26 protein-coding genes, 1 tRNA gene and 1 pseudogene are annotated in these 23,075 nt (G+C 57.1%); 14 read left to right on the top strand and 14 right to left on the bottom strand.

Going from position 1 to position 23,075, the window contains the following annotated elements:
- Window positions 1-434: 434 nt before the first annotated feature.
- The gene (locus tag QN377_RS20435) at window positions 435-704 is read left to right on the top strand and encodes a short-chain dehydrogenase (RefSeq protein ID WP_095001336.1); all 270 of its coding nucleotides are present in this window, start codon (window positions 435-437) and stop codon (window positions 702-704) included.
- A gap of 530 nt (window positions 705-1,234) precedes the next feature.
- Here the strand turns inward: QN377_RS20435 and QN377_RS20430 are convergent.
- The gene (locus tag QN377_RS20430) at window positions 1,235-2,026 is read right to left on the bottom strand and encodes a lysophospholipid acyltransferase family protein (protein WP_095026058.1); all 792 of its coding nucleotides are present in this window, start codon (window positions 2,024-2,026) and stop codon (window positions 1,235-1,237) included.
- Window positions 2,026-2,781 carry an L-ornithine N(alpha)-acyltransferase gene (gene olsB / locus QN377_RS20425; protein ID WP_095001338.1) on the bottom strand — a complete coding sequence of 252 codons (756 nt, stop codon included), beginning with the start codon at window positions 2,779-2,781 and terminating at the stop codon, window positions 2,026-2,028. The genes QN377_RS20430 and olsB overlap by 1 nt, the downstream gene beginning before the upstream one ends.
- A 237-nt stretch (window positions 2,782-3,018) precedes the next feature.
- Between olsB and QN377_RS20420 the strand changes: the two genes are divergently transcribed.
- The 3 genes from QN377_RS20420 (at window position 3,019) to QN377_RS20410 (ending at window position 5,506) form a co-directional block, all read left to right on the top strand.
- Window positions 3,019-3,609 carry a YceI family protein gene (locus QN377_RS20420; protein ID WP_322212491.1) on the top strand — a complete coding sequence of 197 codons (591 nt, stop codon included), beginning with the start codon at window positions 3,019-3,021 and terminating at the stop codon, window positions 3,607-3,609.
- A 1-nt stretch (window position 3,610) separates the two neighbouring features.
- Complete coding sequence (locus QN377_RS20415; protein ID WP_095001340.1) at window positions 3,611-4,768, top strand: phospholipase D-like domain-containing protein; 1,158 nt, start codon at window positions 3,611-3,613, stop codon at window positions 4,766-4,768.
- A gap of 102 nt (window positions 4,769-4,870) precedes the next feature.
- Window positions 4,871-5,506, top strand: a complete 636-nt coding sequence (locus tag QN377_RS20410; RefSeq protein ID WP_095001341.1) for a LysE family translocator — start codon at window positions 4,871-4,873, stop codon at window positions 5,504-5,506.
- Window positions 5,507-5,643: 137 nt separating this feature from the next.
- Here QN377_RS20410 and QN377_RS20405 read toward each other — a convergent pair.
- The 4 genes from QN377_RS20405 to QN377_RS20390 all read right to left on the bottom strand — a co-directional run bounded on the left by QN377_RS20405 (window position 5,644) and on the right by QN377_RS20390 (window position 7,731).
- A tRNA-Gly gene (locus QN377_RS20405) sits at window positions 5,644-5,717 on the bottom strand.
- A 106-nt stretch (window positions 5,718-5,823) separates the two neighbouring features.
- A complete protein-coding gene (locus QN377_RS20400; RefSeq protein ID WP_322214093.1) occupies window positions 5,824-6,678 on the bottom strand; it encodes an alpha/beta hydrolase in 855 nt (284 codons plus the stop codon).
- 87 nt (window positions 6,679-6,765) lie between these two features.
- Window positions 6,766-7,476, bottom strand: a complete 711-nt coding sequence (locus QN377_RS20395; protein ID WP_322212492.1) for a pseudouridine synthase — start codon at window positions 7,474-7,476, stop codon at window positions 6,766-6,768.
- 33 nt (window positions 7,477-7,509) lie between these two features.
- On the bottom strand, window positions 7,510-7,731 hold the full coding sequence (locus tag QN377_RS20390; RefSeq protein ID WP_095019719.1) for a cysteine-rich CWC family protein: 222 nt from the start codon (window positions 7,729-7,731) through the stop codon (window positions 7,510-7,512).
- Between the two features lie 250 nt (window positions 7,732-7,981).
- On the opposite strand from QN377_RS20390, the gene QN377_RS20385 reads away from it, so the two are divergent.
- Window positions 7,982-8,419 (top strand): DUF3757 domain-containing protein, encoded by a 438-nt coding sequence (locus QN377_RS20385; protein ID WP_133144264.1) that lies wholly within the window; start codon window positions 7,982-7,984, stop codon window positions 8,417-8,419.
- Between the two features lie 302 nt (window positions 8,420-8,721).
- Here QN377_RS20385 and QN377_RS20380 read toward each other — a convergent pair whose 3' ends face one another.
- Complete coding sequence (locus QN377_RS20380; RefSeq protein WP_133144263.1) at window positions 8,722-9,099, bottom strand: hypothetical protein; 378 nt, start codon at window positions 9,097-9,099, stop codon at window positions 8,722-8,724.
- A gap of 130 nt (window positions 9,100-9,229) precedes the next feature.
- Between QN377_RS20380 and ung the strand changes: the two genes are divergently transcribed.
- Complete coding sequence (gene ung, locus QN377_RS20375; RefSeq protein ID WP_095001347.1) at window positions 9,230-9,922, top strand: uracil-DNA glycosylase; 693 nt, start codon at window positions 9,230-9,232, stop codon at window positions 9,920-9,922.
- 60 nt (window positions 9,923-9,982) lie between these two features.
- On the opposite strand, the gene QN377_RS20370 is transcribed toward ung, so the two are convergent.
- Genes QN377_RS20370 through QN377_RS20355 form a run of 4 tightly spaced genes read right to left on the bottom strand, consistent with a single transcriptional unit; the run spans window position 9,983 to window position 14,028 of the window.
- Window positions 9,983-11,026, bottom strand: coding sequence for an AbrB family transcriptional regulator (locus QN377_RS20370; RefSeq protein WP_322212493.1), 1,044 nt, complete (start codon window positions 11,024-11,026; stop codon window positions 9,983-9,985).
- On the bottom strand, window positions 11,019-12,533 hold the full coding sequence (locus QN377_RS20365; protein WP_095001349.1) for a tripartite tricarboxylate transporter permease: 1,515 nt from the start codon (window positions 12,531-12,533) through the stop codon (window positions 11,019-11,021). Before QN377_RS20365 ends, QN377_RS20370 begins: the two co-directional genes overlap by 8 nt.
- A gap of 1 nt (window position 12,534) precedes the next feature.
- Window positions 12,535-12,993, bottom strand: a complete 459-nt coding sequence (locus QN377_RS20360) for a tripartite tricarboxylate transporter TctB family protein (RefSeq protein ID WP_095019724.1) — start codon at window positions 12,991-12,993, stop codon at window positions 12,535-12,537.
- A 57-nt stretch (window positions 12,994-13,050) separates the two neighbouring features.
- The gene (locus tag QN377_RS20355) at window positions 13,051-14,028 is read right to left on the bottom strand and encodes a Bug family tripartite tricarboxylate transporter substrate binding protein (protein WP_095020843.1); all 978 of its coding nucleotides are present in this window, start codon (window positions 14,026-14,028) and stop codon (window positions 13,051-13,053) included.
- Between the two features lie 354 nt (window positions 14,029-14,382).
- Between QN377_RS20355 and QN377_RS20350 the strand changes: the two genes are divergently transcribed.
- Both QN377_RS20350 and QN377_RS20345 read left to right on the top strand, forming a co-directional pair.
- Window positions 14,383-15,054, top strand: a complete 672-nt coding sequence (locus tag QN377_RS20350; RefSeq protein WP_095020844.1) for a response regulator — start codon at window positions 14,383-14,385, stop codon at window positions 15,052-15,054.
- The gene (locus tag QN377_RS20345; RefSeq protein ID WP_322212494.1) at window positions 15,047-16,441 is read left to right on the top strand and encodes a sensor histidine kinase; all 1,395 of its coding nucleotides are present in this window, start codon (window positions 15,047-15,049) and stop codon (window positions 16,439-16,441) included. The genes QN377_RS20350 and QN377_RS20345 overlap by 8 nt, the downstream gene beginning before the upstream one ends.
- Window positions 16,442-16,594: 153 nt before the next feature.
- Here the strand turns inward: QN377_RS20345 and QN377_RS20340 are convergent, their stop codons facing one another.
- Together QN377_RS20340 and QN377_RS20335 are read right to left on the bottom strand one after the other, a co-directional pair.
- A complete protein-coding gene (locus QN377_RS20340) occupies window positions 16,595-17,398 on the bottom strand; it encodes an HDOD domain-containing protein (protein WP_095001354.1) in 804 nt (267 codons plus the stop codon).
- A gap of 32 nt (window positions 17,399-17,430) precedes the next feature.
- Window positions 17,431-18,375 carry a YgfZ/GcvT domain-containing protein gene (locus tag QN377_RS20335; RefSeq protein ID WP_218723032.1) on the bottom strand — a complete coding sequence of 315 codons (945 nt, stop codon included), beginning with the start codon at window positions 18,373-18,375 and terminating at the stop codon, window positions 17,431-17,433.
- Window positions 18,376-18,523: 148 nt separating this feature from the next.
- On the opposite strand from QN377_RS20335, the gene QN377_RS20330 reads away from it, so the two are divergent.
- Window positions 18,524-18,778, top strand: a complete 255-nt coding sequence (locus QN377_RS20330) for a succinate dehydrogenase assembly factor 2 (RefSeq protein WP_048363403.1) — start codon at window positions 18,524-18,526, stop codon at window positions 18,776-18,778.
- Window positions 18,762-19,214: a protein YgfX gene (locus QN377_RS20325; protein WP_095027212.1), complete on the top strand. Its 453-nt coding sequence runs from the start codon at window positions 18,762-18,764 to the stop codon at window positions 19,212-19,214. Before QN377_RS20330 ends, QN377_RS20325 begins: the two co-directional genes overlap by 17 nt.
- Here QN377_RS20325 and QN377_RS20320 read toward each other — a convergent pair.
- Window positions 19,183-19,380 (bottom strand): annotated as a pseudogene (locus tag QN377_RS20320) (L-aspartate oxidase); the annotation flags it as partial. The gene QN377_RS20325 and the pseudogene QN377_RS20320 overlap by 32 nt on opposite strands.
- 37 nt (window positions 19,381-19,417) lie before the next feature.
- Between QN377_RS20320 and QN377_RS20315 the strand changes: the two are divergent.
- The 4 genes from QN377_RS20315 (at window position 19,418) to QN377_RS20300 (ending at window position 23,020) form a co-directional block, all read left to right on the top strand.
- Window positions 19,418-20,857, top strand: coding sequence for a site-specific integrase (locus tag QN377_RS20315; protein ID WP_322212495.1), 1,440 nt, complete (start codon window positions 19,418-19,420; stop codon window positions 20,855-20,857).
- Between the two features lie 43 nt (window positions 20,858-20,900).
- Window positions 20,901-21,281 carry a hypothetical protein gene (locus QN377_RS20310; protein ID WP_047281087.1) on the top strand — a complete coding sequence of 127 codons (381 nt, stop codon included), beginning with the start codon at window positions 20,901-20,903 and terminating at the stop codon, window positions 21,279-21,281.
- A gap of 15 nt (window positions 21,282-21,296) precedes the next feature.
- Window positions 21,297-21,662: a Bro-N domain-containing protein gene (locus QN377_RS20305; RefSeq protein WP_322212496.1), complete on the top strand. Its 366-nt coding sequence runs from the start codon at window positions 21,297-21,299 to the stop codon at window positions 21,660-21,662.
- A 905-nt stretch (window positions 21,663-22,567) separates the two neighbouring features.
- A complete protein-coding gene (locus QN377_RS20300; protein WP_322212498.1) occupies window positions 22,568-23,020 on the top strand; it encodes a KilA-N domain-containing protein in 453 nt (150 codons plus the stop codon).
- Window positions 23,021-23,075 lie beyond the last annotated feature (55 nt).

Below are 23,075 nucleotides of genomic sequence, written 5' to 3'. Positions count from 1 at the left end.
AAATACCTTTTCCCCCACACCCCATTTTGTGGGCCCCCGCCCCCCCGCCAACACACCCGCCCCCCCCCGCCCCGCTCCCACAGTTGCAGTGTTCCTCGGCAGCGGCTACAGAAACTACAAGCTCACGTTTTTTCGGGATTTTTCTCACAGGTTTGCCAATTGCTGGGGCGAGGGGACGACGCTTATAGTCGGTGTTCGCCGATAAGGCGGCCGGGTTTGGCGACCTGCTTAACATTTAGTTAGCATGCGATTGTTCTATATGGCAGAGCGTGTATTTTGCTCGCGTTGCTCTATGGCAGCTGTGCGTGGGAGATCTTCGGGTCTGCCGGGTTTTCCTAAATGTTACCGGTTCGCCAACCCGCGTACAGCAGCCACCTGCTTTTGTTTGGCGACGAAAACGGTCGGCTCAAATTCGACATTTAGGAGTTTGATTAATGACCGACTCATCGTTTGTCCCGCTTACCGCCATCGATTGCACCATCCCTGCTTTATTGATCGACCGCAACGCGCCCCTCGACGTACTTCATGCCAACGCCGCCGCTCGCGTACTGGCCGTCACCCAACTGATGGAATCGTTTTCCAGTCGGGAAGTGCAAGAGGCTGACTCTGTAGATCTTAAGCATATGGCTACTGTTTCGGCGCAATTGCTGCGTGATGGGTGTGATTTGCTGGATGTGCTGGGCTGGCGGTTGAGGCCTGCTTGATAGCGTTTTTATAACTGATGCATTGAGTACATAACCGATATTCGCGTTCAAAATCGCAGCCTTGTTCCTTCGGCAGTGACGACAGGGGATTGCGCAGTAAATGTGAACCAAACAGGCCGGCCGGTCGGCCGCCTCGGCGTAGTGCTTTTGATCTGCCTGCCCTCCCGGGAGGCCGAGAGGAGGTTCTGAGGAGTGGGTCGACCGGCATGGATGCCGGGAGAGCCGCGATGGGCCATGGATGGCCCGTGGCGGCGTGCCCACGGAGCAGAGCCGGAGCGAGGGAACCTGAGCGTAGCGAAGGCCGTACGATGGGGCGAGGACTTTTTGGTTCCTTTTTGGTCCTTCAAAAAGGGACTCGCCGTAAGGGCGAAACCAATATTTCAGTTAGACGCACATGCCGGATATGTACGCGGTGGGCCAGTTAATGTGCAACGTACCTTTACTGTTGCAACGCGACTTTATCGTCGCACCGTGTCGCCTGCATCGCGAGCAAGCCCGCTCCCACAACATCCCCTTACATGGCTCCCGGCTCAAATCATCGCCCCCACTCTCTCCGGCAGCGGATCTGTTTGCGTCACCGGTGCTGACACCACCCGCCGGATCGCTTCCTGCGCTCTGAACGCCAGCACGGCCCGCTCTTGTGCCTGGCTGGCAATGGGCTCCAGCAGATGAATCTCAACGTCGCTCTGCTCATGGCTAAACAGTCGCAGCAGATGTGAGAGCAAATCGTCATTGCCAATAAACGGCGCTATCGCATCGACCTCGCCATTGCGCAAATAGCGGATAGCTACAGGTTGCAGTGGTACCCGGCTGTCAATGGCCGCCGACAGCAACCGCCCATGAAAGGTACGCACCGAGCACCCATCCGTGGTGGTGCCTTCGGGAAACATCAGCAGGGGTAGCGGCTGTTGCAGGTGACGGGTCATTTGCTCACGAATCACCTGGCTGTCTCCCGCACCACGGCGGATAAACAAACTGCCTGCCTTGGCCGCCAACCACCCGGCCACCGGCCAGCCACGCACCTCGGCTTTGGACAGAAATGACAGCGGGGTCAGTTGCCCCAGCAATGCAATATCGGTCCAGGACACGTGATTGCTCACCCACAGCATCGGCGTTGCCGGGATTTCCCCGACCACGGTGACGCGAAAGGGCAGGGCGCTGCTCAGGCGTGTCATAAAAAACTGCGACCAGCGCTGGCGGCGATCCATTGTGCTGTTCAGGCCCAGGCGTTCAAGCAGCCCGAACATGCCCGCCATGCCCAGCCCCAGACTGACCACCCCGAGCACCCGTGCCACCCGGGCATACCGGCGCAAGCGGCGCATCACACGGCCGCCTTGAAGTGACGCGCATAGCGCGGGCACAGTTCATCACGCTTGAGCAGGATGAAGACGTCGGCCACCTGAAAGTCTTCATCCCAGCAGGGCTCGCCGCAAATCCTCGCGCCCAGGCGCATATAGGCCTTGAGCAGCGGCGGCATTTCCGTGATGACGTTGCTGGGCACTTCCTGCGCCGGCAGCGGATTTTTCGGCTCGGCGCGTAGATGCTCCGTACACAAGTAACGCTCGCGCAGACGCTGCATGATCGCCCGGGCCTGAATGCCACCATCCTGCATCGGGATGCTGGCGCAGCCCATCAGGTAGCGATAATTGCCCTGGTTAAGGACTTCGGCCAGTTCACCCCACAGCACGGCGATGGTGCCACCATTGCGGTAGGCCGGGTCGACGCAGGTGCGCCCGATTTCAAGCAGCGGCCCCTGCAGGTTGGCCAACCCGTGAAGGTTGAACTCTTCTTCGCTGTAAAAATGGCCGATACGTTGTGCCGCGCTGTGATCCAGCAGGCGGGTGGTGGCAACCAACTGGCCGCTATTGAGATCGCGTACCCCGATATGTTCGCAATAAGCGTCATAGCCGTCCTCGTCCAGCCCGTGTTCGGCGCTTTTGAGTTTGGCCTTCAACTCGTCGCTGAACACACGAAAACGCAGGGTCTGAGCCTCGCGCAATGCCGCGGGGCCGAGCAAACGCTCAGCCTGCAAGCGACGTTCTGGAGCGGTGTCGCGGATACGGGCGATCTGGGACATTGCGAATCTCCGTGCAGGCACTGTGCCCGCTCTGGGTATCTGCCAATCGACTGAGGTGTGCAACTTCAGGCTAAGCAGGTGCAATGTCACCACTGTGACGTTTGGATGATGCTTGTGTGACAGGGGGGCGGGAGGAACTGTCGGTAGCGCCTGACGTCTCAAGAGGGTGAAATAAGTCCTGCCAAAACCGCTCGCCGGGTTTAATGTTCACCCACGTTTATTGGTTGATGAGTTTTTATGCTTAAAGCGCTGTTATCTTCTGCCTGTGCCTTGTTGCTGACCCTGGGTGTGAGCCTGTCTGCCCAGGCCAACTGGTACCTGGACGGTGAGTCGTCACGGCTGTCATTTATCACCACGCAAAATGCCAATATCGCCGATGTGCACCGCTTTCTGGTCCTGCATGGCAAGGTTGACCGCAAAGGCCTGGCGCAATTGCGTATTGAGATGGACTCGCTCAACAGCTCAGTGCCACTGCGTGATGAGCGCATGCGTGACGTGTTGTTTGATTTCAAGCACTTCCCGGAAGCGCAGATCAGCGCGCAGATCGACCTGCAACCGATCAATGACCTGGCCTCCGGTGCGCAACTGGAATTGCGCTTGCCGGTAACGGTCAGCTTGCGCGGCAAACAGCACACCTATCAAGCCGAGCTATTGGCCACCCGTCTGGATGAACGACGCTTTCAGGTCGTGACCCTGGAGCCGCTGATGCTGCAAGCCGAAGATTTTGGCCTGCAACCGGAGCTTGAAACCTTGCGCAAACTGGCCGGGCTTTCGGCCATCAGCTTTTCAGTACCGGTGAATGCGGTGCTGATTTTCACGGCCCGTTAAGATGGCCGGCGCAGTGTTTGGCTGGCGCAGTGACAATAGTTTTGAGTTGCTGATCGACGGGCCGCAGTTTTTCCCGCGCATGCTGGCCGTCATTGAACAGGCTCAGGAGCAGATCGATCTGGAGTTGTATCTGGTTGAGGCCGGTGACTGTGCCGAAACCATCGTCCAAGCCCTGGAACAGGCGGCCTGGCGCGAGGTGCGGGTGCGTTGCCTGTTTGACGCCTACGGAAGTCTGGGATTGGGCCCGGCGTTGCGCCGCAGGCTGATCGAAGCCGGGGTTGAGCTGCGGCATTACAACCCGCTGAGCTGGCGCCGTGGCCTCAACAATCTGTATCGCGATCATCGCAAGCTGTTGTTGGTGGATCAGCAATTGGCTGTGGTGGGTGGCACCGGCGTCACAGATGAGTTCTGGCGCCCCACTGAAAACAGCTGCGACTGGCATGAGGTGATGGTGCAGATGCAAGGTCCGCTGGTGCTGGACTGGCAGATGCTGTTTGATCGCCAGTGGCGGGCCAATATCAGCCGCAAGGCCTGGAAACCGGCGACCCACTTCGGCCTGGCGCGCTTGCCCGGTGTGCCCGACGAGGCTGAGGGTATGGGGCGCGTGGCCTACGCCGATGCCCATCAACATCGCGATATCCTGCAATCGCTGGTGCGCGCGATCAACAGCGCCAAGCAGCGCATCTGGCTGGCCACGCCTTACTTTCTGCCGACCTGGAGCGTGCGCCGTTCATTGCGCCGGGCAGCAGCGCGGGGTGTCGATGTGCGGTTGCTGCTCACCGGGCCGCGCACAGACCACCCTTCGGTGCGCTACGCCGGGCACCGTTATTACCCGCGGCTGCTCAAGTCCGGAGTGCAGATACTGGAATATCAGCCCTGTTTTCTGCATTTGAAAATGGTCCTGATCGACGATTGGGTCAGCGTTGGCTCATGCAATTTCGACCACTGGAACCTGCGTTTCAACCTTGAAGCCAACCTTGAGGCGCTGGATCCGGCGCTTACCCAGGCGGTGGCGGCCAGCTTTATCGCCGACTTCGCCCAAAGTCAGCCCGTCAGCCTGCAAGACTGGCAATCACGCCCCCTCTGGCGACGGGTGAAGCAGCGCATCTGGGGCTGGGTTGACCGGCTGGTGGTGAATATTTTGGGGCGGCGCCACTGAATTTCGCCCTGCACGCGGTTACTTAAGCGTTGATAACGTGCAAAATCGAGCCACTTCACGGCAGCGGACGAACGTGAGGCATGATTATCTGGAGCGTTTTGCATGACACCTTCGTTGTTATTGGCCGTTCTGGCCTCAGGCTTTATCTATGGGATCACGCCGGGCCCGGGCGTGCTGGCTGTTTTCGGCATTGGCGCTGCCCGTGGGCGACGTGCCGGCGCCGGTTTTCTGTGCGGGCATTTGCTCGGCGATGTGATCTGGTGCAGCACGGCGTTGATTGCCATCGTCGGCGCACGTGAATTTGGCAGCACTGCCTTCAACGTGCTGGGCTTGATCAGCGGCTTGTACCTTTTCTGGCTGGGCCTGCGTGCCGTTCGCGCCCAGGGCAGCAGCAGTGCTCAACAAGGCCCGGCGCGACAGCCGTTTGCCCACGGGATTTTCTTCGGATTGACCAACCCCAAAGCGTATCCGGTGGCAGTGGCGACGTTCACTGCGCTGTTGTCCAGCCGCGCAGAGTTACTGACCTGGGCCATGTTGCCCTGGTTGATTGCGTTGAGCTTTGTGGGTGGAGCGCTGGCCTACATGATTCTGGTGGGTGTTGTTGGCGCCGGCCATGTCAGGGCGCTCTATCAGCGCCATGAGTTACTGATTACCCGGCTGTGCGGGGTGATGTTTATCGGTTTTGCCATCAGTGCGCTGATGCATGCGCTGCCCGGATTGTTGCAAGCGATCGTTTGAAATAACGGGCAGGGGGGATGCAGTGTGGACAATGTCATCGGGGATGAAAAAGGGTGGGGTAGGGTTTGGATGGCAATGCAGTTGCAGGATTTTGCTGTGTAGCGAAGCTTTCAAGTAGATTGAAAGCCAGGAAGAAGTGGAGCGGGTGGCGGGAATCGAACCCGCGTGATCAGCTTGGGAAGCTGGAGTAATACCATTATACGACACCCGCTCAGAGCGGCTGACTTTGTACCAGAAGATGGCAGCGATGAGAAGTTTTATTCTTGAAATGTGTTGTTTTAGCAGCTTTTTCGTTCTGCTGATTGCCTCGAGCACCCTCACAACGACAGTGAGGGTGGGTGAGGTCGGGTTGGCTTTAAAAACTCGAGCAGGGCGTTTTTACTGCTGTGGCTGGCGCTCCTGTTTTCCATATCGAGAAAATGCCCGGTGTTTTCCAGGCTGATGAACCGGCTGTTGGCAATCGGCTGGGCAAAGTGCCGGGCGTCGCTGGCCACGGTGTATTCGTCCCATTGGCCATTGATAAACAGCACCGGTATATCGATACCCTGCGTGGCACTGAGAAAGCCTTGCTGATCGTTGTTCAGGACCTGGTCTATATGAAAGTGCATTTGCGCGTATTCATGCTCGGCCAGGCTGCTGACGTGCCTGAAGTTGAAACGCTTGAACAATGGCGGCAAATGCTTGCCCAGTGTGTCGTTGACCAGGTTGCCCACCTGAGTGCGGTTGCAAGCTGCCAGGCAATGACGGCCACGCTCCAGGTAATCGCGCATGGCGTCGTTGATCAGCGGCGAAAACGAACTGATCACGGCCTTTTCGATGCGTCGCGGCGCACACGCCAGGGCGGTAAGTGCCGCTGTCCCGCCCCATGAAAATGACAGCAGGTAGTTCGCGTCAAAATGCTCTATCAGCTCCAGCAAAATTTGAGCTTCTATTTCCCTCGTCAGCATCTTCTGATGAGGGTTATGAGGTCTGGAGTTGCCCGCGTAGGGCTGGTCATAGAGAACAACGTTTAAATGCGGGTGGAGGTTTTTCAGGGTCTGGCCAAAGGACGCAGTGGTGGCCATCGAACCATTCACCAGGATGATGGTGTTTAGCGACGTATCGCAACGATAAAGCTCGGTATGGATACGGTATTGGCCTTGAATGTCGAGCACGGCAATTTCGGGCTTCATCATGGCGTCAGACTCCAGTGAATCGAGCGTCGGTCTGACTGATGGTGCTCTGTGATTGTTACAGAAAGGGGTGGGCCTCGTTGCCGGCTAATTTGCTGGAGTGGGTTGGAATTGCACAACTTCCTGCTCGCTTAGCGCCCGGTACTCGCCGGGGGCCAGCAGGCTGTCGAGCACCAAGGGGCCGATGCTTTCGCGGTGCAGGCGCACGACCTTGTTGTTGAAGAAGCCAAGCATGCGTTTGACCTGATGATAACGGCCCTCAACGATGCTCAGGCGCGCACTGCAAGGGCCAAGCAGTTCCAGCCCGGCGGGCTGCGTGGTCAGGTCTTCAAAAGCGAAATAGACGCCCTCACGAAATTTGCTGATATACGCGTTGGTAATTTCCTGCTCGGTCTCGACGTAATACACCTTGGGCATCTTGGTCTCGGGCTGAGTGACATGACGCGACCATTGGCCGTCATTGGTAATCAGCATCAACCCGCTGGTGTTGAAGTCCAGCCGACCTGCGATATGCAGGTCGTGTTTGTCCGGCTCATCCAGCAAGTCGATCACCGTAGGATGTTCCGCATCCTGGGTGGCGCTTACACATCCGGGTGGCTTGTGCAGCATGAAGTAACGCGCCGGTTTGCCTGCCTGCAAGATTTGCCCGTCGAACTCAACCTGGCTGAATGCCCGGATTTCGTGACGTGGATCGCAGATAACCTGCCCATCAACCTGGATGCGCTTCTCTATCAGGAGCAAGCGTACTTGCTGGCGGTTGAACTGGGGGCGGTTGCTCAGAAAACGGTCTAAACGCATAGCGATCAATCACAAGGAATTCATGCGCGTATCTTACGTGAGGCTCTGCGCCCGTGCAGGCGGCAATTGACTTGCAACGTTCGCGCAACGAGGGCACAGGCAGGCGAGGTCACGTAGCTCAAGTGGTAATGCCTGTATGACCTTGGGATCAATATTGACGGTATGGCACCAGCAGGATTGAGCCGCGATATCCGGGCTGGCCATGGAGCAGTCGTTTCGAGCGCCGCATGCTGGGCACAGGTCAGGGGTGGTCATTTCAGCATGTCCATGGAAATAGTTGATGGCTTGATAATAATCCTTACAAGGGTAGGAAAACGATCGTTATTTATAATCAGTGTGGAGGTTGGGTCTTTTTGATTAGGTGCTGAGGATAAAGAAGATCGCACGTATCCTCAGGAAATTCCCTACATAATAACCTGTTGTTAAATAATAATGTCCGTTTAGGATTGGGGGGGCGGCAAGTTGCTTGTCGTGAACAATTTTCAGTATTTGATTGGGGGCGTATATGAAATACGTGTACTTGTTGTGTGCGATGTTGTTTTATTCTTCGGTTTCTTTAGCCAGTGTGGTTGAAAGTTGTCCGCGTGCTGAAACCGTGACGCTCAGAAATGGTATCTATACGGCGCCAGCCAATGCTTCCGCAGCTGAATGGATCGCTGTGGCAAGCGCCCCGACAGCGTCACCGTTGCAAACATTCGAAGCCGCTGTTTTTTATCCAGCCAATAACGAGGCAGGGTCTACGGGGCGGATCGGGTACTGCGAGTACAGGGCGGCGGACAGGTCACTTCTGAACTTGCATTATAATAATCCGGATGCTTCCGGTGACGCCATGACTCTGGTTGAGGCTAGAAACTGGAAGATGTATACCAGCGGGTTTGGGCTGGCTTTTTATGAATGCAACTCATCTGACACCAATGGGTGTTCGTTTTCGGTACGGAATTGATTTGCGTGTCCGGTAATGCCTTATCCAGCTGATGCGGCCAGGCAGGGAGTCTGGCTGACTACTCTGCATGGCTGTGGGGTGTAAATTCGAGAGTGTTTGGTTGGTTTCTTAGATATTGAATGAAGTGTGCGCGGTTTTTTATATCTTTCGATGGGGCGGGAGCACTGTCTTTGGTTTGAGAGGTTTGTATGTATATTCGAGTTATGGCTGTTGTTTTAATAAGTGCATCCCTGTCTGCCTGTATAAATTATCCTGTGTATCCCAGGCACCATCAGCGAGCCGACGTGCGTTCCGCCCCACTGTTAAATCAGGGCGTAAATAGCCCTGTGGTCAGGCAAAAAGTTAAGGCGCCGCTTATTCGGCGCGAAAAGCTGAATCAGCAAAGGATCAATAGCCCTGTGCTTGTGCGAGAGGTTCAGGCGCCGCTTATTCAGCGCGAACAGCTGAATAAGCAAGGGGTCAATAGTCCTGTGCTTGTGCGAGAGGTTCAGGCGCCGCTTATTCAGCGCGAACAGCTGAATCAGCAAGGGATCAATAGTCCTGTGCTTGTGCGAGAGGTTCAGGCGCCGCTTATTCAGCGCGAACAGCTGAATCAGCAAGGGATTAATAGCCCTGTGCTTGTGCAAGAGGTTCAGGCACCCCTCATTCAGTATTAAAGGTTCAGCAAGATCAGCGTTCACGGTCGAACCGGCAATGACCCCGGCACAAGCACCTGACCCGCTTGCATGGCGCCGGACGCGACGGATGGGGATGTTGACAACAGGGACGGGGTTTTCTAGTGTCCGCCCCATTGTTTCTCAGGACTTACCCATGACCCCGGATGACCGTATAAAACTTGAACCTGTCTGGAAACAGGCATTACGTGAGGAGTTCGATAAACCTTACATGGCCGAGCTGCGCGAGTTCCTGCGCCAGGAACATGCGGCCGGAAAAGAGATTTACCCACCGGGTCCGCTTATTTTCAATGCCCTTAACCTGACGCCGCTGGACAAGATCAAGGTGGTCATTCTTGGTCAGGACCCTTATCACGGCCCCGGTCAGGCCCATGGTTTGTGTTTTTCAGTACAGCCCGGTATCCCGACACCGCCGTCGCTGGTCAATATCTATAAAGAGCTCAAGCGTGACCTGAATATTGATATCGCCCCTCACGGCTGCTTGCAACATTGGGCAGAGCAGGGCGTTTTGCTGCTCAATACGACGATGACGGTGGAGCGCGCCAATGCCGCCTCCCATGCCAAGAAGGGCTGGGAGCATTTTACTGACCGGATTATCCAGGTGGTCAGCGAGCAGCAACCCAAGCTGGTGTTCCTGCTGTGGGGCGCCCATGCCCAGAGCAAGCAAAAACTGATCGATGCGACCAAACACCTGGTGCTGACGTCGGTGCATCCATCGCCGCTATCGGCGTATCGGGGCTTTATAGGCAACGGCCACTTCAGCCGAACCAACAAGTTCCTTGAGCAAAACGGCCTGGCTGCGATCGACTGGAAACTGCCACCGGTTTAAGTCATGACTCAGCGGTACAAGGCACACTCAGCGCAATAGCCGGTGTGCCAGCACTTGTTGTCAGGAAGGGTTGGCTTCATCCTGGCGAGCCCAATAGCGGAACAGGGGTTCAGCCAAAAACAGCACGAAGATCAGGCGCATCACCTGCAACGCGGTAACCAAGGGCACTGACAGTTGCAATGTTTCTGCGGTGAGGCTCATTTCTGCAATGCCGCCCGGCATCATCCCCAGGGTCATCGAGCGCAGATCGAGTTGGGTGAGGGCGCTCAAGCCCAGTGCACACAGGCTGGCTATCAACATGGTCAGGGCTGTGCCCAGCAGGGTTTTGCCGATAAAAGACGGCGCCCGCCGAAAGAATGCCCGATTGAAATGACAGCCCAGCCCGCTGCCAATCAGCCACTGCCCCATCTGACTGCTGCCGTCTGGCAGGCCTATATGCAAATCCCATGAAATACTCACGCTGGCACTGACCAGCAGCGGCCCGAACAGCCACGGGTTTGGCTGGCGCAGGCGTTGCCAGATCCAGGCCAGCAAGGCACCTGCCGGAAACAGCACCGCGAGCCAGTAAGGGTTAATGGCAGCAGGATGCATGGCGGGTGTGCCTTCGCCCAACAAATACTTGAAGGCTGCCGGAACGCACAGCACAACGGTCAGTACGCGCAGGCTCTGCCCAGCAGCGACGCGGCTCAATACGGCGCCATTGCGTGCGCCGAGGTTGACCATCTCCCCCGAACCGCCGGGCATGCTGGAGAAGAACGCAGTGGCGCGATCCTCACCGCTGCGGCGCATCAGCCATACACCGATCACACTCGACACACTGGTGAGCAGGGCGCCCGCCAGGATCAGCCAGAAATGCGCCAGCACCTGCTCCATCACCACAGGTGTGAAATGCAGGCCGATACCGATGCCCACAATCCACTGCCCGCATTTACGCCCGCCGGGAATCTCGGCCAGTTGCCAGGGTGTCAGGCAACGCACCAGGATGATCGCCAGCAGAGAGCCGACCATCCACGGTAACGGCCAGCCGATCTGGCTGGCGAGGTAGCCGCCAGCCAGGCCGACCAGCGGCGTGCCCCACCAGTGCTTGAATCCTGAATCAGGCATTGGCCAGAGCGCGACGTTGGGCGCTGCGTTTGCGCCAGATACGTATGACAGGCAGTAACAACATGATTGTCGTCAGTACCCAGACACCCAGGGTGATCGGGCTCGCCCACAGGATATCCAGCGCACCGTTGGATATCGACAGTGCGCGACGCAGGTTCTGCTCCATCAGCCCGCCCAGAATGAACCCCAACAATACCGGAGACAGCGGGAAGTCGAGCTTGCGCAGGATATAGCCGAAGATGCCGATACCGATCATCAGGAACAGATCGAAGGTGGTCGCGTGCACGGCGTATACACCAATGGCCGTGATGATGGCGATTGCGGGCACCAGCGCCCAGTTAGGCACCGACAGAATCCGGGTGAAGATACGGATCATCGGGATGTTGAGGATCACCAGCATGACGTTGGCGATAAACAATGACGCGATCAGCCCCCAGACGATATCCGGCTGCTGCTGAAACAACAGCGGGCCGGGGGTGATGTTGTACAGCGAGAGCGCGCCGATCATCACTGCCGTGGTGCCCGAACCCGGCACGCCCAGGGTCAGCATGGGTACCAGCGCCCCACAAGCGGAAGCACCGATTGCGGTTTCGGGGGCCGCCAGACCGCGCATGTCACCCTCGCCGAATTTGCCGGAAGTACCCGCCAGGCGTTTTTCCGTCATATAGGACACGGCGCTGGCCAGTGTGGCACCTGCACCCGGCAGGACGCCCATGATAAAACCGAGCAGCCCGCAACGGATATTCACCGCGAATACCGCAGACGCTTCCTTGAAATTGAACATCATGCGCCCGGTGGCCTTTACCGCCTCCTGGCCGCGATGGGTTTTTTCCAGCAGCAACAGGATTTCGCTGATGGAGAACAAACCCAGTACCAGTACGACAAACTGAATGCCGTCAGTCAGGTGGATGTTGTCGCCGGTGAAGCGGTATACGCCACTGTTGGCGTCAATCCCCACGCACGCCAGAAACAGGCCGATAAGCGCAGCGATAAAGGTTTTGAGCGGACGGTCCCCGGCCATGCCGCCGAGGCAGACAATGGCAAACACCATGAGCACGAAATACTCCGCCGGGCCGAAGGCTATCGCCCACTTGGCCAGTAGCGGAGCAAACAGCACCATGCCGCAGGTGGCGATAAAGGCGCCAATAAATGAGCTCCAGGCCGACAGCGACAACGCCACGCCAGCCAGACCTTTACGCGCCATCGGGTAGCCGTCGAGGGTGGTCATCACGGTCGAAGCTTCGCCAGGGATGTTCAGCAGGATCGAGCTGATACGCCCGCCGTATTCACAGCCCAGATACACCGCCGCCAGCAGGATCAGCGCCGATTCCGGTGGCAGGCCCAAGGCAAATGCGATGGGGATCAGCAGGGCGACCCCGTTGATTGGGCCAAGCCCCGGCAGCAGGCCGACCACGGTGCCGATCAAGGTGCCGCACAGGGCTGTGACCAGATTGTACGGGCTGAGCGCGACGCCGAAGCCCTGGCCCAAATAGCCGAAAGTATCCATATCAGTCCTCCAGAACGTCGAGCAGGCCAAGCGGCAGCGGAACGTCCATGGCTTTATCAAAGAGTAAATAAAGGCCAACGCTCACCAAGCTGATGATCACGCTGCTGGGCAGCCAGCGACCGCCATACAGACGCGCCAGCGGGATGCCGACCAGGATGCTGCTGAGGATAAAACCGAGAGGTTCGAAGGTGCCGGCGAAGATCAGCAACAGCACGATACACAGGCCGATCTTGGTCAGGGTTTCACGATCCAGTTTGGGGTCATCTTCGCTGTGCACCACGGGGGAGGGGCGAAAGATCATGTAGGTCAGCCCCAGTCCCATTAATGCCAGCATCAGCAAAGGGAAAGCGCGAGGACCAACGGGTTCGTAGGAAAAGGCTGCCTGATAAGGCCAGGCCATCGCCGCCAAACCGGCGCAGACAAGCAGCAGGGCCGAAGCAAATACGCGTTGTGCAAGCATGGTTTACTCCTGGGCTGTGCCCCTGGGTGCAGGGGCACAGCCAGTGGTCGGCGGCGGTTACTGGATCAGGCCGAATTCCTGGGCCAGGACTTTGTAGTCAGCCACCTGCTTTTTCACATAGGTGTCCAGCTCCGGGCCGGTCATGGCGAAGGGGAACAGTTCGCGCTGATCACGCAATGTGGCGAAGTCTTCGGACGCCAGCAGCTTGTCAAAAGCCTCTTTCCACCAGGCGTACTCTGCATCGCTGACTTTTGGCCCCAGGTAGAAGCCGCGTACGACAGGCCAGACAATGTCGTAGCCCTGTTCCTTGGCCGTCGGGATGTCCTTCATCTCCGGCTCATCGAGGCGCTCGTTGGCGAATACGGCGAGCAGGCGCATATCACCGCTCTGGATATGGGGCATGGAGTCGGAAATATCCGTACTGCCTACCTGAATATGGCCGCCCAGCAGCGCGGTAGCGATTTCACCGCCACCCTCCAGGGCCACATAACGCAGGTCACGGGGGTTGATCCCGGCGGCCTTGGCGATCAGGGCGGTCTGCATCCAGTCCTGGCTGCCCACGGTGCCGCCTGAGCCAATGACCACTTTGCTCGGGTCTTTTTTCAGGGCCTGGACCAGATCATCAAGATTTTTGTAGGGCGAGTCCTTCTTCACCGCAATGGCCCCGTAGCTGGTGCCGACCGCTGCCAGCCAGCGCACGGCGCTTTCATCGAAGCGGCCGAACTTGCCCTGGGCCAGGTTAAGCAATGAGCCACTGGACCAGGCTACCAGGGTGCCGGCATCGGCCGGGCGCTGGGCGACCACGGCGTTATAGGCAACAGCCCCCACGCCACCCGGCATGTAGGTCACACGCATGGGTTTGCTCAGCAGCTTCTCGTTGACCAGTGCGCTTTGCGCCAGTTTGCAGGTCAGGTCAAAGCCACCGCCAGGGGACGCCGGGGCAATGCATTCGGGGCGTTTGGGTTCAGCCAGCAGTTGGCCAGTGAAGAGCATGCAGCCGGCCGCAATAGCCAGAGTGCGCAGGGGGAATTTCATATCGTCTCCTCAGGAGCTTTTATTTTTATAGGGCAGTTTTGGGGTGTGCGAAATCATCGCGACAGAGCGCGGGTAGGGGGGGAATACAGGGATGAAGGGCTTCGGGCTGATAAGTCAGCATGCAGGTGCTCCATTATTGTTCTTATTGGCGAAAACGCTTCAAGGCGTTTTTCGGGCCGTTATGCAGTGCATGACGGCGACAGGGATTACTGTCAGTCTCGTGATGCTAGCCGGCCAACCTTTCGCTAACCTTTCAAAACAGATTCACTGTTTTTGCGCTTCACAGCACTCCTGCCGTCTGTACACTCCGCGCACAAAAGGCTGCGGCCTGGACAAAAAATCGAGGTGAAACCGATGCGTGTGCTTTTGGTCGAAGATCAGCTACAGCTGGCCGAGAGTGTTGCCCAAGCCCTGAAAGGCATGGGCCTGACCGTGGATGTTCTGCATGATGGCGTGGCCGCCGACCTGGCCTTGAGCAGTGAAGAATATGCCGTGGCGATTCTGGATGTAGGCTTGCCGCGCATGGATGGCTTTGAAGTCCTGGCGCGTTTACGGGCTCGTGGCAAAACCTTGCCGGTGTTGATGTTGACTGCGCGCAGTGACGTCAAGGACCGGGTTCACGGGCTTAACCTAGGGGCCGATGATTACCTGGCCAAGCCATTTGAGCTGACGGAGCTGGAAGCCCGGGTCAAGGCGCTGCTGCGTCGCAGTGTGCTGGGTGGTGAGCGGCTGCAGCAATGCGGCGCCCTGGTGTACGACCTCGGAACCCGGCGCTTCACCCTTGGTGATGAGCTGCTGGTGCTGACCTCCCGCGAGCAGGCGGTACTGGAAGCGCTGATAGCGCGCCCTGGCAGGGTCATGAGCAAGGAGCAACTGGCCGCTCAGGTGTTTGGCCTGGATGAGGAGGCAAGCCCGGACGCCATCGAGATTTACATTCACCGCTTGCGCAAAAAACTCGATGGCCAGGCAGTGGCGATCGTGACGTTCAGGGGCCTGGGGTATTTGCTGGAAGGCCGCGATGTTTAAGCTCGACAGCTTGCGCTGGAGCCTGTTGTGGCACCTTACGCTGTTGCTGGTTGTGTTGATGCTGGCTAGCAGCTTGAGTGCTTATTTCAATGGTCGCGAGGCTGCCGATACGGCATATGACCGCACCCTGCTGGCATCGGCACGAACCATTGCCGCCGGGCTCTCGCAGCGTGATGGCAGCCTGAGTGCGGATGTGCCCTACGTTGCCCTTGATACCTTTGCCTACGACAGCGCCGGGCGAATCTACTACCAGGTCAATGATATTCATCAGAAGCTGATTTCCGGTTATGAAAATCTGCCCGCGCCGCCAGTTGGCACGCCGCGGACCGATGATTATCCGGCGTTGGCGCGGTTTTATGACGGCACCTACCTTGGCCAGAATGTACGTGTTGTGAGTTTGCTCAAAGCTGTGAGCGAACCCAGCATGAACGGCATGGCGGAAATTCGTGTGGCCGAGACCGACGAAGCACGGGTGGCCATGGCCCGTAGCTTGATGGCGGACACCTTGCTGCGCCTGGGCATGTTGGGGTTGGGGGCATTACTGGTGGTGTGGTTTGCCGTAAGCGCCGCACTGCGCCCGCTGGAGCGTTTGCGCAGCGCCGTGGAGGAGCGCGAGATGGATGACCTGCGCCCTTTGCCGCTGGTGTCCGTGCAAAGAGAGTTGCGGCCATTGGTGCAGGCACTCAATCATTTTACCGAGCGTTTGCGTGGGCAGTTCGCTCGTCAGGCGCAGTTTATTGCTGACGCTGCCCATGAGTTGCGCACGCCTCTGGCGGTCCTCAAGGCCCAGCTTGAACTGGGGTTGCGTGCAAAGGAACCGCAGACCTTGCGCCATACCCTCGAGCAAGCGGCCCAGGGTACGGACCGGCTGACCCATTTGGCCAATCAATTGCTGTCGCTGGCGCGCATCGAAAACGGCGCCCGGGCTATTGCCGAAGGCGGTGCGCAGTTGCTCGACCTGAGTCAGTTGGCCCGCGAGCTGGGCATGGCCATGGCGCCGCTGGCCCATGCCCGCGGGTTTGCCCTGGCGCTTGAGGCCGACCAGCCGGTCTGGCTATACGGTGAGCCTACGTTGCTGCATGAACTGCTGAGCAATCTGGTGGACAACGCCATGGCTCACACACCGGTGGGTGGCAATGTGATTTTGCGCGTGACAGCGCCTGCCGTGCTGGAAGTCGAAGATGATGGTCCGGGCATTCCCCATGAAGATCGCGAACGGGTATTTGAACGCTTCTATCGACGTAATCAGCAGGTGGCCGGGTCGGGGCTGGGGCTGGCGATTGTGGGTGAAATCTGTCGCGCCCACCTTGCCCATATCAGTTTGCATGATGGCGTGCAGGGCGGGTTGAAAGTGCGGGTGAGTTTTGTGCCGGCCAATGGGCGCTAGCCCTGTGACATGGATGGATAAATACCCTGGCCAGTCGACCCGGCGTCAAATCCCCTGTGGGAGCGGGCTTGCCCGCGATTGAATCGATTCGGTGTAACTGACAGACCGCGTCGTCTGCATCGCGAGCAAGCCCGCTCCCACAGATTCAGAGGTTCAGATAAGCATCCAGCGCGCTTCGTGCAGTTGCTCCTGAAACTTCAGGTCATCAGCTTGCACCTTCAACTTCTTGAGCGCGGGCAGGGCGACCAGTGCTTCCATGTCTTGCCCCATAAACACGGTAGCGATTTGCACCAGATCGATGTAGTCGATGGCTTTGGTTTGTCGGGAAAAATCCTGATACTGCCCGGGAATCTTTAGCAGCATTTCCGGAAACTCCCAGCCTGCCAGCAGCTTGTCACCAATCAGCGGGTGAATGCTGTCGATGACGTGGTTAAGCGAAACCGGATCGGAAAGCAGTTCGTTGTGCTCTTCGGCGTAGGTCAGGATGGGCAAGACGCCGATCTGGTGCACCAGGCCGCCCAGTGCCGCCTGGTCAGGCTTGAGCAAGGTATGACGGCGGCACAGGGTGTAGCAGATGCCGGCCACTTCCAGGCTCTGGCGCCATACATCGCGCATTTTCTGCTCGACCACCTCGGAGCGGGCATGGAAAATCTGCTCCATCACCAGCCCGATCGCCAGATTGCTGCTGTAGTTAACACCGAGGCGGGTGATGGCCGTGTGCAGGTCAGTCACCTCACGGGTGGCACGCAACATCGGGCTGTTGACCACTTTGATCAGTCGGGCTGACAGCGCGGTGTCACGACCTATGACCTTGCTCAAGTTACTGACGCTGATTTCAGGGTTTTCCGCGGCCTTGCGAATGTTTAACGCTACTTCCGGTAGTGTGGGTAGAACCAGGTCATCTCTATCAATGGCCTTAAGCAAGTCCATTTGGACTCTGTGCGCCAGCATGCTCATTTCTCTAGGTACTGCATTTCAATGTGTGGCAATCAACGCTGGATTTCGCGATCGCGGTCCAGTTGATACGGCAGCTCAAGCAGTGAAAGGCCAGGGCCTTGCAGGTCACCCAAGTGAATATCTCCGGCTTGCGCAGCATCGCTGGTCAGCACGGCTAGCAGCTCAACCCCGTTTTCGGCGTTAGCGGCCAGTACCACTTCGCCCACGGAACTGGCGTGGGACGGGGTAAACAGCGGCGTGCCGGGGGCGGGCGCAGCATGCCCCGCCTCAAGGGACAGGCGGTAGAGGTGGCGTTTGAGTTTGCCCAGGTATTGCATGCGCGCAACGATTTCCTGGCCGGTGTAGCAGCCTTTTTTGAAGCTGACACCGCCTACGGCCTGCAGGTTGATCATTTGCGGAATGAACAACTCACGGGTTTGGGCCATGACCTGGCCAATGCCGGCGCGAACCTGGCCCAGCAGCCATTGGTTGAGGTCGGCCTCGGGCAGCTGTGCCTTGAGGTGCTGAACGAGGCTTTCAGTCTGTTCGACAGGGGCCCAGAGTTCCGCGCGGCCTTCAGAAGCGCGAATGGCGATCAGGTCGCTGGCGCGGGCAACGCTGTCAGTTTCAGCTGGCAGGTGCAGGCCCAGGCTTTGCAGCACCGAGTCGGCATTTACCAGGCCAAAGCGTACCCAGTTGGCACTGTCATCGGTCAGTTTGGACTTGGAGAACACCGCGTACTTTTTCAGGTCCGCCAACTGCGGTTCAACCAGTTCGCGCGCCATTGCCAGCAGGCAGCCGTTGTCTTGCAGCACGATGCGAAAGCTCGATTGCATACGGCCTTTTTGCGTGCAGCGGGCGCCAAGGCTTGAGCGGGTTTCACTCAAATAGTTGAGGTTGCAGGTCAGCTGCCCTTGCAGAAACTTGCTGGCGTCGTTGCCGATCACAGCAAGGATGCCTTCGTGGTTCAGGGTGCAAAAAAAAGCAGAGTCGGCCATGGGTCATCGCAGTTGAATAAGTCTGGAACACATCATAGAGGTGCGCCCTGCAAATGGGTAGTTCGCAAAGGATGGACGGGGCCGACCAAAGCCGACTGTTCTATGACGGATCGGCCTGTATACTTGCGTTCTATTTGAGGAGCGCTCCATGGTCGAAGATGTTGAACTCAATCGTCTCTACTGGCACAGCCGCCGCGGCATGCTTGAACTTGACGTGTTGCTGGTGCCTTTCGTCAAGGAGGTGTACGCCACCCTTAATGACGTAGACCGCGAATGCTATCGCAAGCTGCTGGAGTGCGAAGACCAGGACATGTTTGGCTGGTTTATGGAGCGCAGCGAGTCCGAGGACCCTGAGCTGCAGCGCATGGTCCGGATGATTCTGGACCGTGTCCAGCCCAAGTAATTATTTTGAATGCCGCTGGCATGCCTCGGGGCAATTGCTGGCGGCGTATCTTGCAGCCCAGTCGCTGGCGCTGATATCTATTTGCCTTCTTTCAATCCCTGCCTGGGCACACCTGCTCGGCGCATTGCTGTGTCTGGCTCACGGGGCCTGGGTGTTGCCAAGGCATATCCGCCTGACCCATGGCAGTGCCATTACCCGGTTGCGTCATGATGTTGATGGCTGGCAGTTGTGGAGTCGTGACCAAGGCTGGCAGGCCGTGCAACTGCGCCGTGACAGCCTGGCGCTACCCCTGGTGGTAGTGGTGCGCTTTCGCTTGCCGGGTGAGCGGCGGGTGCGTGCGGTGTGCATTCCGGCCGCCGCGCTGGCACCGGATCAGCACCGGCGCCTGCGCGTGCGACTGAAGTTCAGTCGGCGTAGGTGGCTGGCACCAGAATAGTGTCCAGCGCTTCGGGGAGCATGTGCGGGTAGTCGAGGGTGTAGTGCAGGCCGCGCGACTCCTTGCGGGTCATGGCACTGCGGATCATCAACTCGGCCACTTGCGCCAGGTTGCGCAACTCGATCAGGTCACGGCTGACCTTGTAGTTGCTGTAGAACTCGTCCATATGAGGCTAAACCCAATGGATACAGGGGTTTCAGCCGATGACCATCAACCACCACTCCCTAACTGGGACAAACCTGTTACAAACTGCCCTCGCCAAGCCGTACCACTATCGCCGGTCTGGTCGCTATTACCTTCGCCTTCGCCCTCAAGGAACCGCTAAGGGTTTCTATACGCTATCGCTCAGAACCACAGACAAGGCCACTGCTATGACCATCTCCAAGGACATCCTCAAGACGCTCGCTGCTTTCCACTTGGATAACCCAGAGGCAACATGGGATGAGCTCAGAGAACGATTGGCAGACATCGCTGAGGAGTGCCTGACCATGGCTCATGGTGATGACTCACTGGTGGCCTACGAGATGATCTATGACGAACTACGTCTGTCGCTTCGTGAGGCATCAGCTAAGGGGCCAATGACCATTGATCAACAAAGGGCCGCGAGCAAAGCCGAGGACATCCTTGTGGCCGCTCAGGAGCGCTTGAAGGGGAGGCCGGGCAAGCTGGTTGGGATCGTTGAGGAACTCAGAGGTGTCCCTTGTGGCACGCCTGTAGCCCCTTGTCTGTCCCTATCTGTAAACGCTTCTGAGGCTCTGACATTCGAACATCTCTCAGGGCTCTATATGGCGGAGCAAAAGGACAACGTACAGGCCAGCACTATGCGAGATGTTAAGTCGTCTTGTGCTGCTATCAGCGCTGTTCTGGGAGACCTCGACCTTAAAGAGCACACTCGGGCTGACATGGTGGTACTCAAAGCAAAACTCCTTGAGGACCGCAAAGGTTCCACTGTAAACAAGCTGCTAACCCGACTATCAACTGTTATGGATTGGGCTGTCCATAACGGCTATCTCGACAGGAGTTTTGACAAGGGCCTGAAGCTCTCTAAGGACGCTGACAGCTCGCGTGAGGCGCTCTCTCAGGATCAAGTACAGGCTCTGATGGATCACACCAAGACACTCCAGGCCGATGCGTGGCAGCGCTGGGCTTTGTCCCTTGGGGCCATCACTGGGACCCGTATCGAGGAGCTCAGGCAGTTGACCAAGGCTGACGTTAAGCAGGTTGGAGGTGTCTGGGTCATCGACATCAATAGGAATGACGGCAAAACGGCTAAGACTAAGCATTCACTTAGGGTCGTACCTTTGACCGATGGGGCCTATGGGTTTGACCTAAAGGCGTTCCTTGAGTTTGTCGAAAAGTCCGACACTCGGCTGTTCACGCTGGGGGCTGGCCAATTCTCTGGCGTGCTCAATGGGGCCCTTCGAGATGTCTTGAAGTTGAAAACTGATCGGACCCAAACATTCCACTCGTTGCGACACTCATTGGCTGGTGCCTTAAAGGCCGCTGAGGTGCCTGTGGGGACCGCTGAGGCAATCCTTGGGCACTCGTCGGGGTCTATCAGTTATGACCTTTATGGTGCGGGGAGTGCCGTGGAAGTGGGGCGTATGGCTGATGGTTTGGTAAAAGCCTTGATGGCACTTTAATGGCGTTCAGTTATGATCGTACGATTAGTTCAAGGAGCTTAAGATGCGTCTACATCTTGGTGGTTTTATTATGTTATGTGGTCTGGTTTCGGGCTGTGGGAGCCACTCTTCTAATTTACAGGTAGGGAACGAACAGTCTTATGCAAGCCTGAAAGATCAGCGAGAGGCAGTCCGTACGATCAAGGAGTACGAATCTCTGCCAATAGGTGCGCAAATTGTGAGTGAGGTTTCGGCAGGGCGGTGTCATCGGAGTTTTGTTGAGGAAGCGCCCAGTGAGGCTGCTGTATTGATCGACTTGAAAGTAGCCGCTTTCGCTCAGGGCGCAGACGGTATTATCGATGTGACTATATCTAAGGAGTCAGGTTTGAATCGGAACTGCTGGTATGTTCTTGGCGGTACGGCCAAAGCGTTCGTTTTCCAATAGCAGTAACGTAACTTTATGGGCATCGAACTGGACGTTTTGGTTGGTCACCCTGAGCATGACCTGCTCTTTGTGGCAACTCAGGTGGCCCGTGCTGCTGGCCTAAAAGACCCTGCTGGGGCTGCAAATGCTCACCGTTCAAAGGGCCTGCGCGGTTTCTCTTTGGAAAGACTGATGGCACGGGAAGCCATGAGTCTCCCTAAAGACTATCAAGGTCGCACCTTGCGCACTACCACAACCCTGTTTGATGAGTCTGATGTCTACGGGATGCTTTTAAAGGGTAACGCACCAGCCTCTGAGCCGTTCCGCAAGTGGGTCACAGAGGAGGTCCTACCAACCATCCGCAAGACCGGCTCCTACAACGCCGAAGCAATTGTCATTTAATAACCCTCACTAAGGCCACAGCAATCCACTGACCTTAGGAGCATTCATTATGACAACTTCAGCACCAGCAGTAGTAGCACCCATTAAGCGTAGCCGTGGTCGACCATCTCTTCACATCGTCAATCCTTTCGAGGGCCTCATTGGACAGTCAACTGCATTTGGCCAATATCCATACTTCGCTTCGGACATCATTGAGGGGATCGCTCGGCTTGACTGGCACGACCGACCAATAGGAATAGGTGGTTCCTCTAAGCCGCTCTCCGTGAAGCGTCTGTTCGGCATCCTTTCGTGCCTTCCGGTAATCACAGCGGCAACCGTTCAGGAGTTCTTGGGGTTGGGTCTGCGACAGTCCCAGCGATACGTGAAGGCTATCGAGTTGGCAATGCCGAGACTGGTTAAAGCGAGCCCTGCATGCTTAATTGCTGCCATGAATGGTGACTTCTATATTGCTGGGGCGTCACCGTGGACGGACACGTTGGAGCCACCATCGACAGAGGCGCTGAGGAAACTACATCACGACCTGCGTGACCTCTGATTAAATGCCGCATACTTAAAAAGAACTACAAGACCATCTTTAAGGAAAAGCATCGGCACCAGATCGACCAGTTTCAATGAGAGAGGGTTAGTGATGAATATCACCCTCTTTCTAAGAGAGTTCAATGAACAAACTTTAAGATGCTCTTTCCTGTTATATGAATCTTTAAGAAGAACTACAGAGTTAGTTAAGCTGTGTCGTAAAAACCCTCACTAAGGCTACAGACACACCACGCCCATCGCTGGGCATCACACAGATAATCGCAGAGTCTTCCTGTTTGCTTCTTCATGCCACCGTCCGGAACCTTTGTCGGGTCTCTGCGCTGGGCTGTGGGAGCGAACCTGAGGGAGCAAACAAGAGGAATAGACAAATGATCACTGACATCAAACATAAGCACGCTGGGCACGTCATCATTATAGAAGGTCAAGCATTCAAGGCCAATAATGCAGGGCAGTGGGACCTAACTGATATCTGGCGAACCTTAAAGTTACCAGTAAAGAACGGACCTGCGCAGTGGCGGACCAAGCAGGCTAAACGAATGGAAGCTATGCAAAATTTGCACAGCTCCAATGGTGCAGGCTCATGGGCGACCAAACGCGCAACCCTTGAATATGCGGGCTGGGTCTCGGATGAATTCAAAGATCTTGTCTATGACGCCTTCGAGGCGATCCTTGAGTTACCCGAAGTTGCTCTCATCGTTGCCGACAAGATGGCCTCTTTGGGGAACGATCACAATGCATCCATCCTTAAGCGCATGACATTCAATGACAAGTGCCAATGGAACTCTCTGGGGCACCGTAATGAATCGCCCCTAGTTTCGTAGACACCTCCAAGCCTTAAAATGAGGCCCATTAGGAGGTGCCATGAGCAACCAGCGT

The organism is Pseudomonas sp. CCC4.1 (assembly GCF_035019225.1).
In the GTDB taxonomy this organism is placed as follows: domain Bacteria; phylum Pseudomonadota; class Gammaproteobacteria; order Pseudomonadales; family Pseudomonadaceae; genus Aquipseudomonas; species Aquipseudomonas bubulae.
The sequence above is the reverse complement of the archived record's forward strand: the minus strand, read 5'-3'. Positions and strand labels throughout refer to the sequence as shown.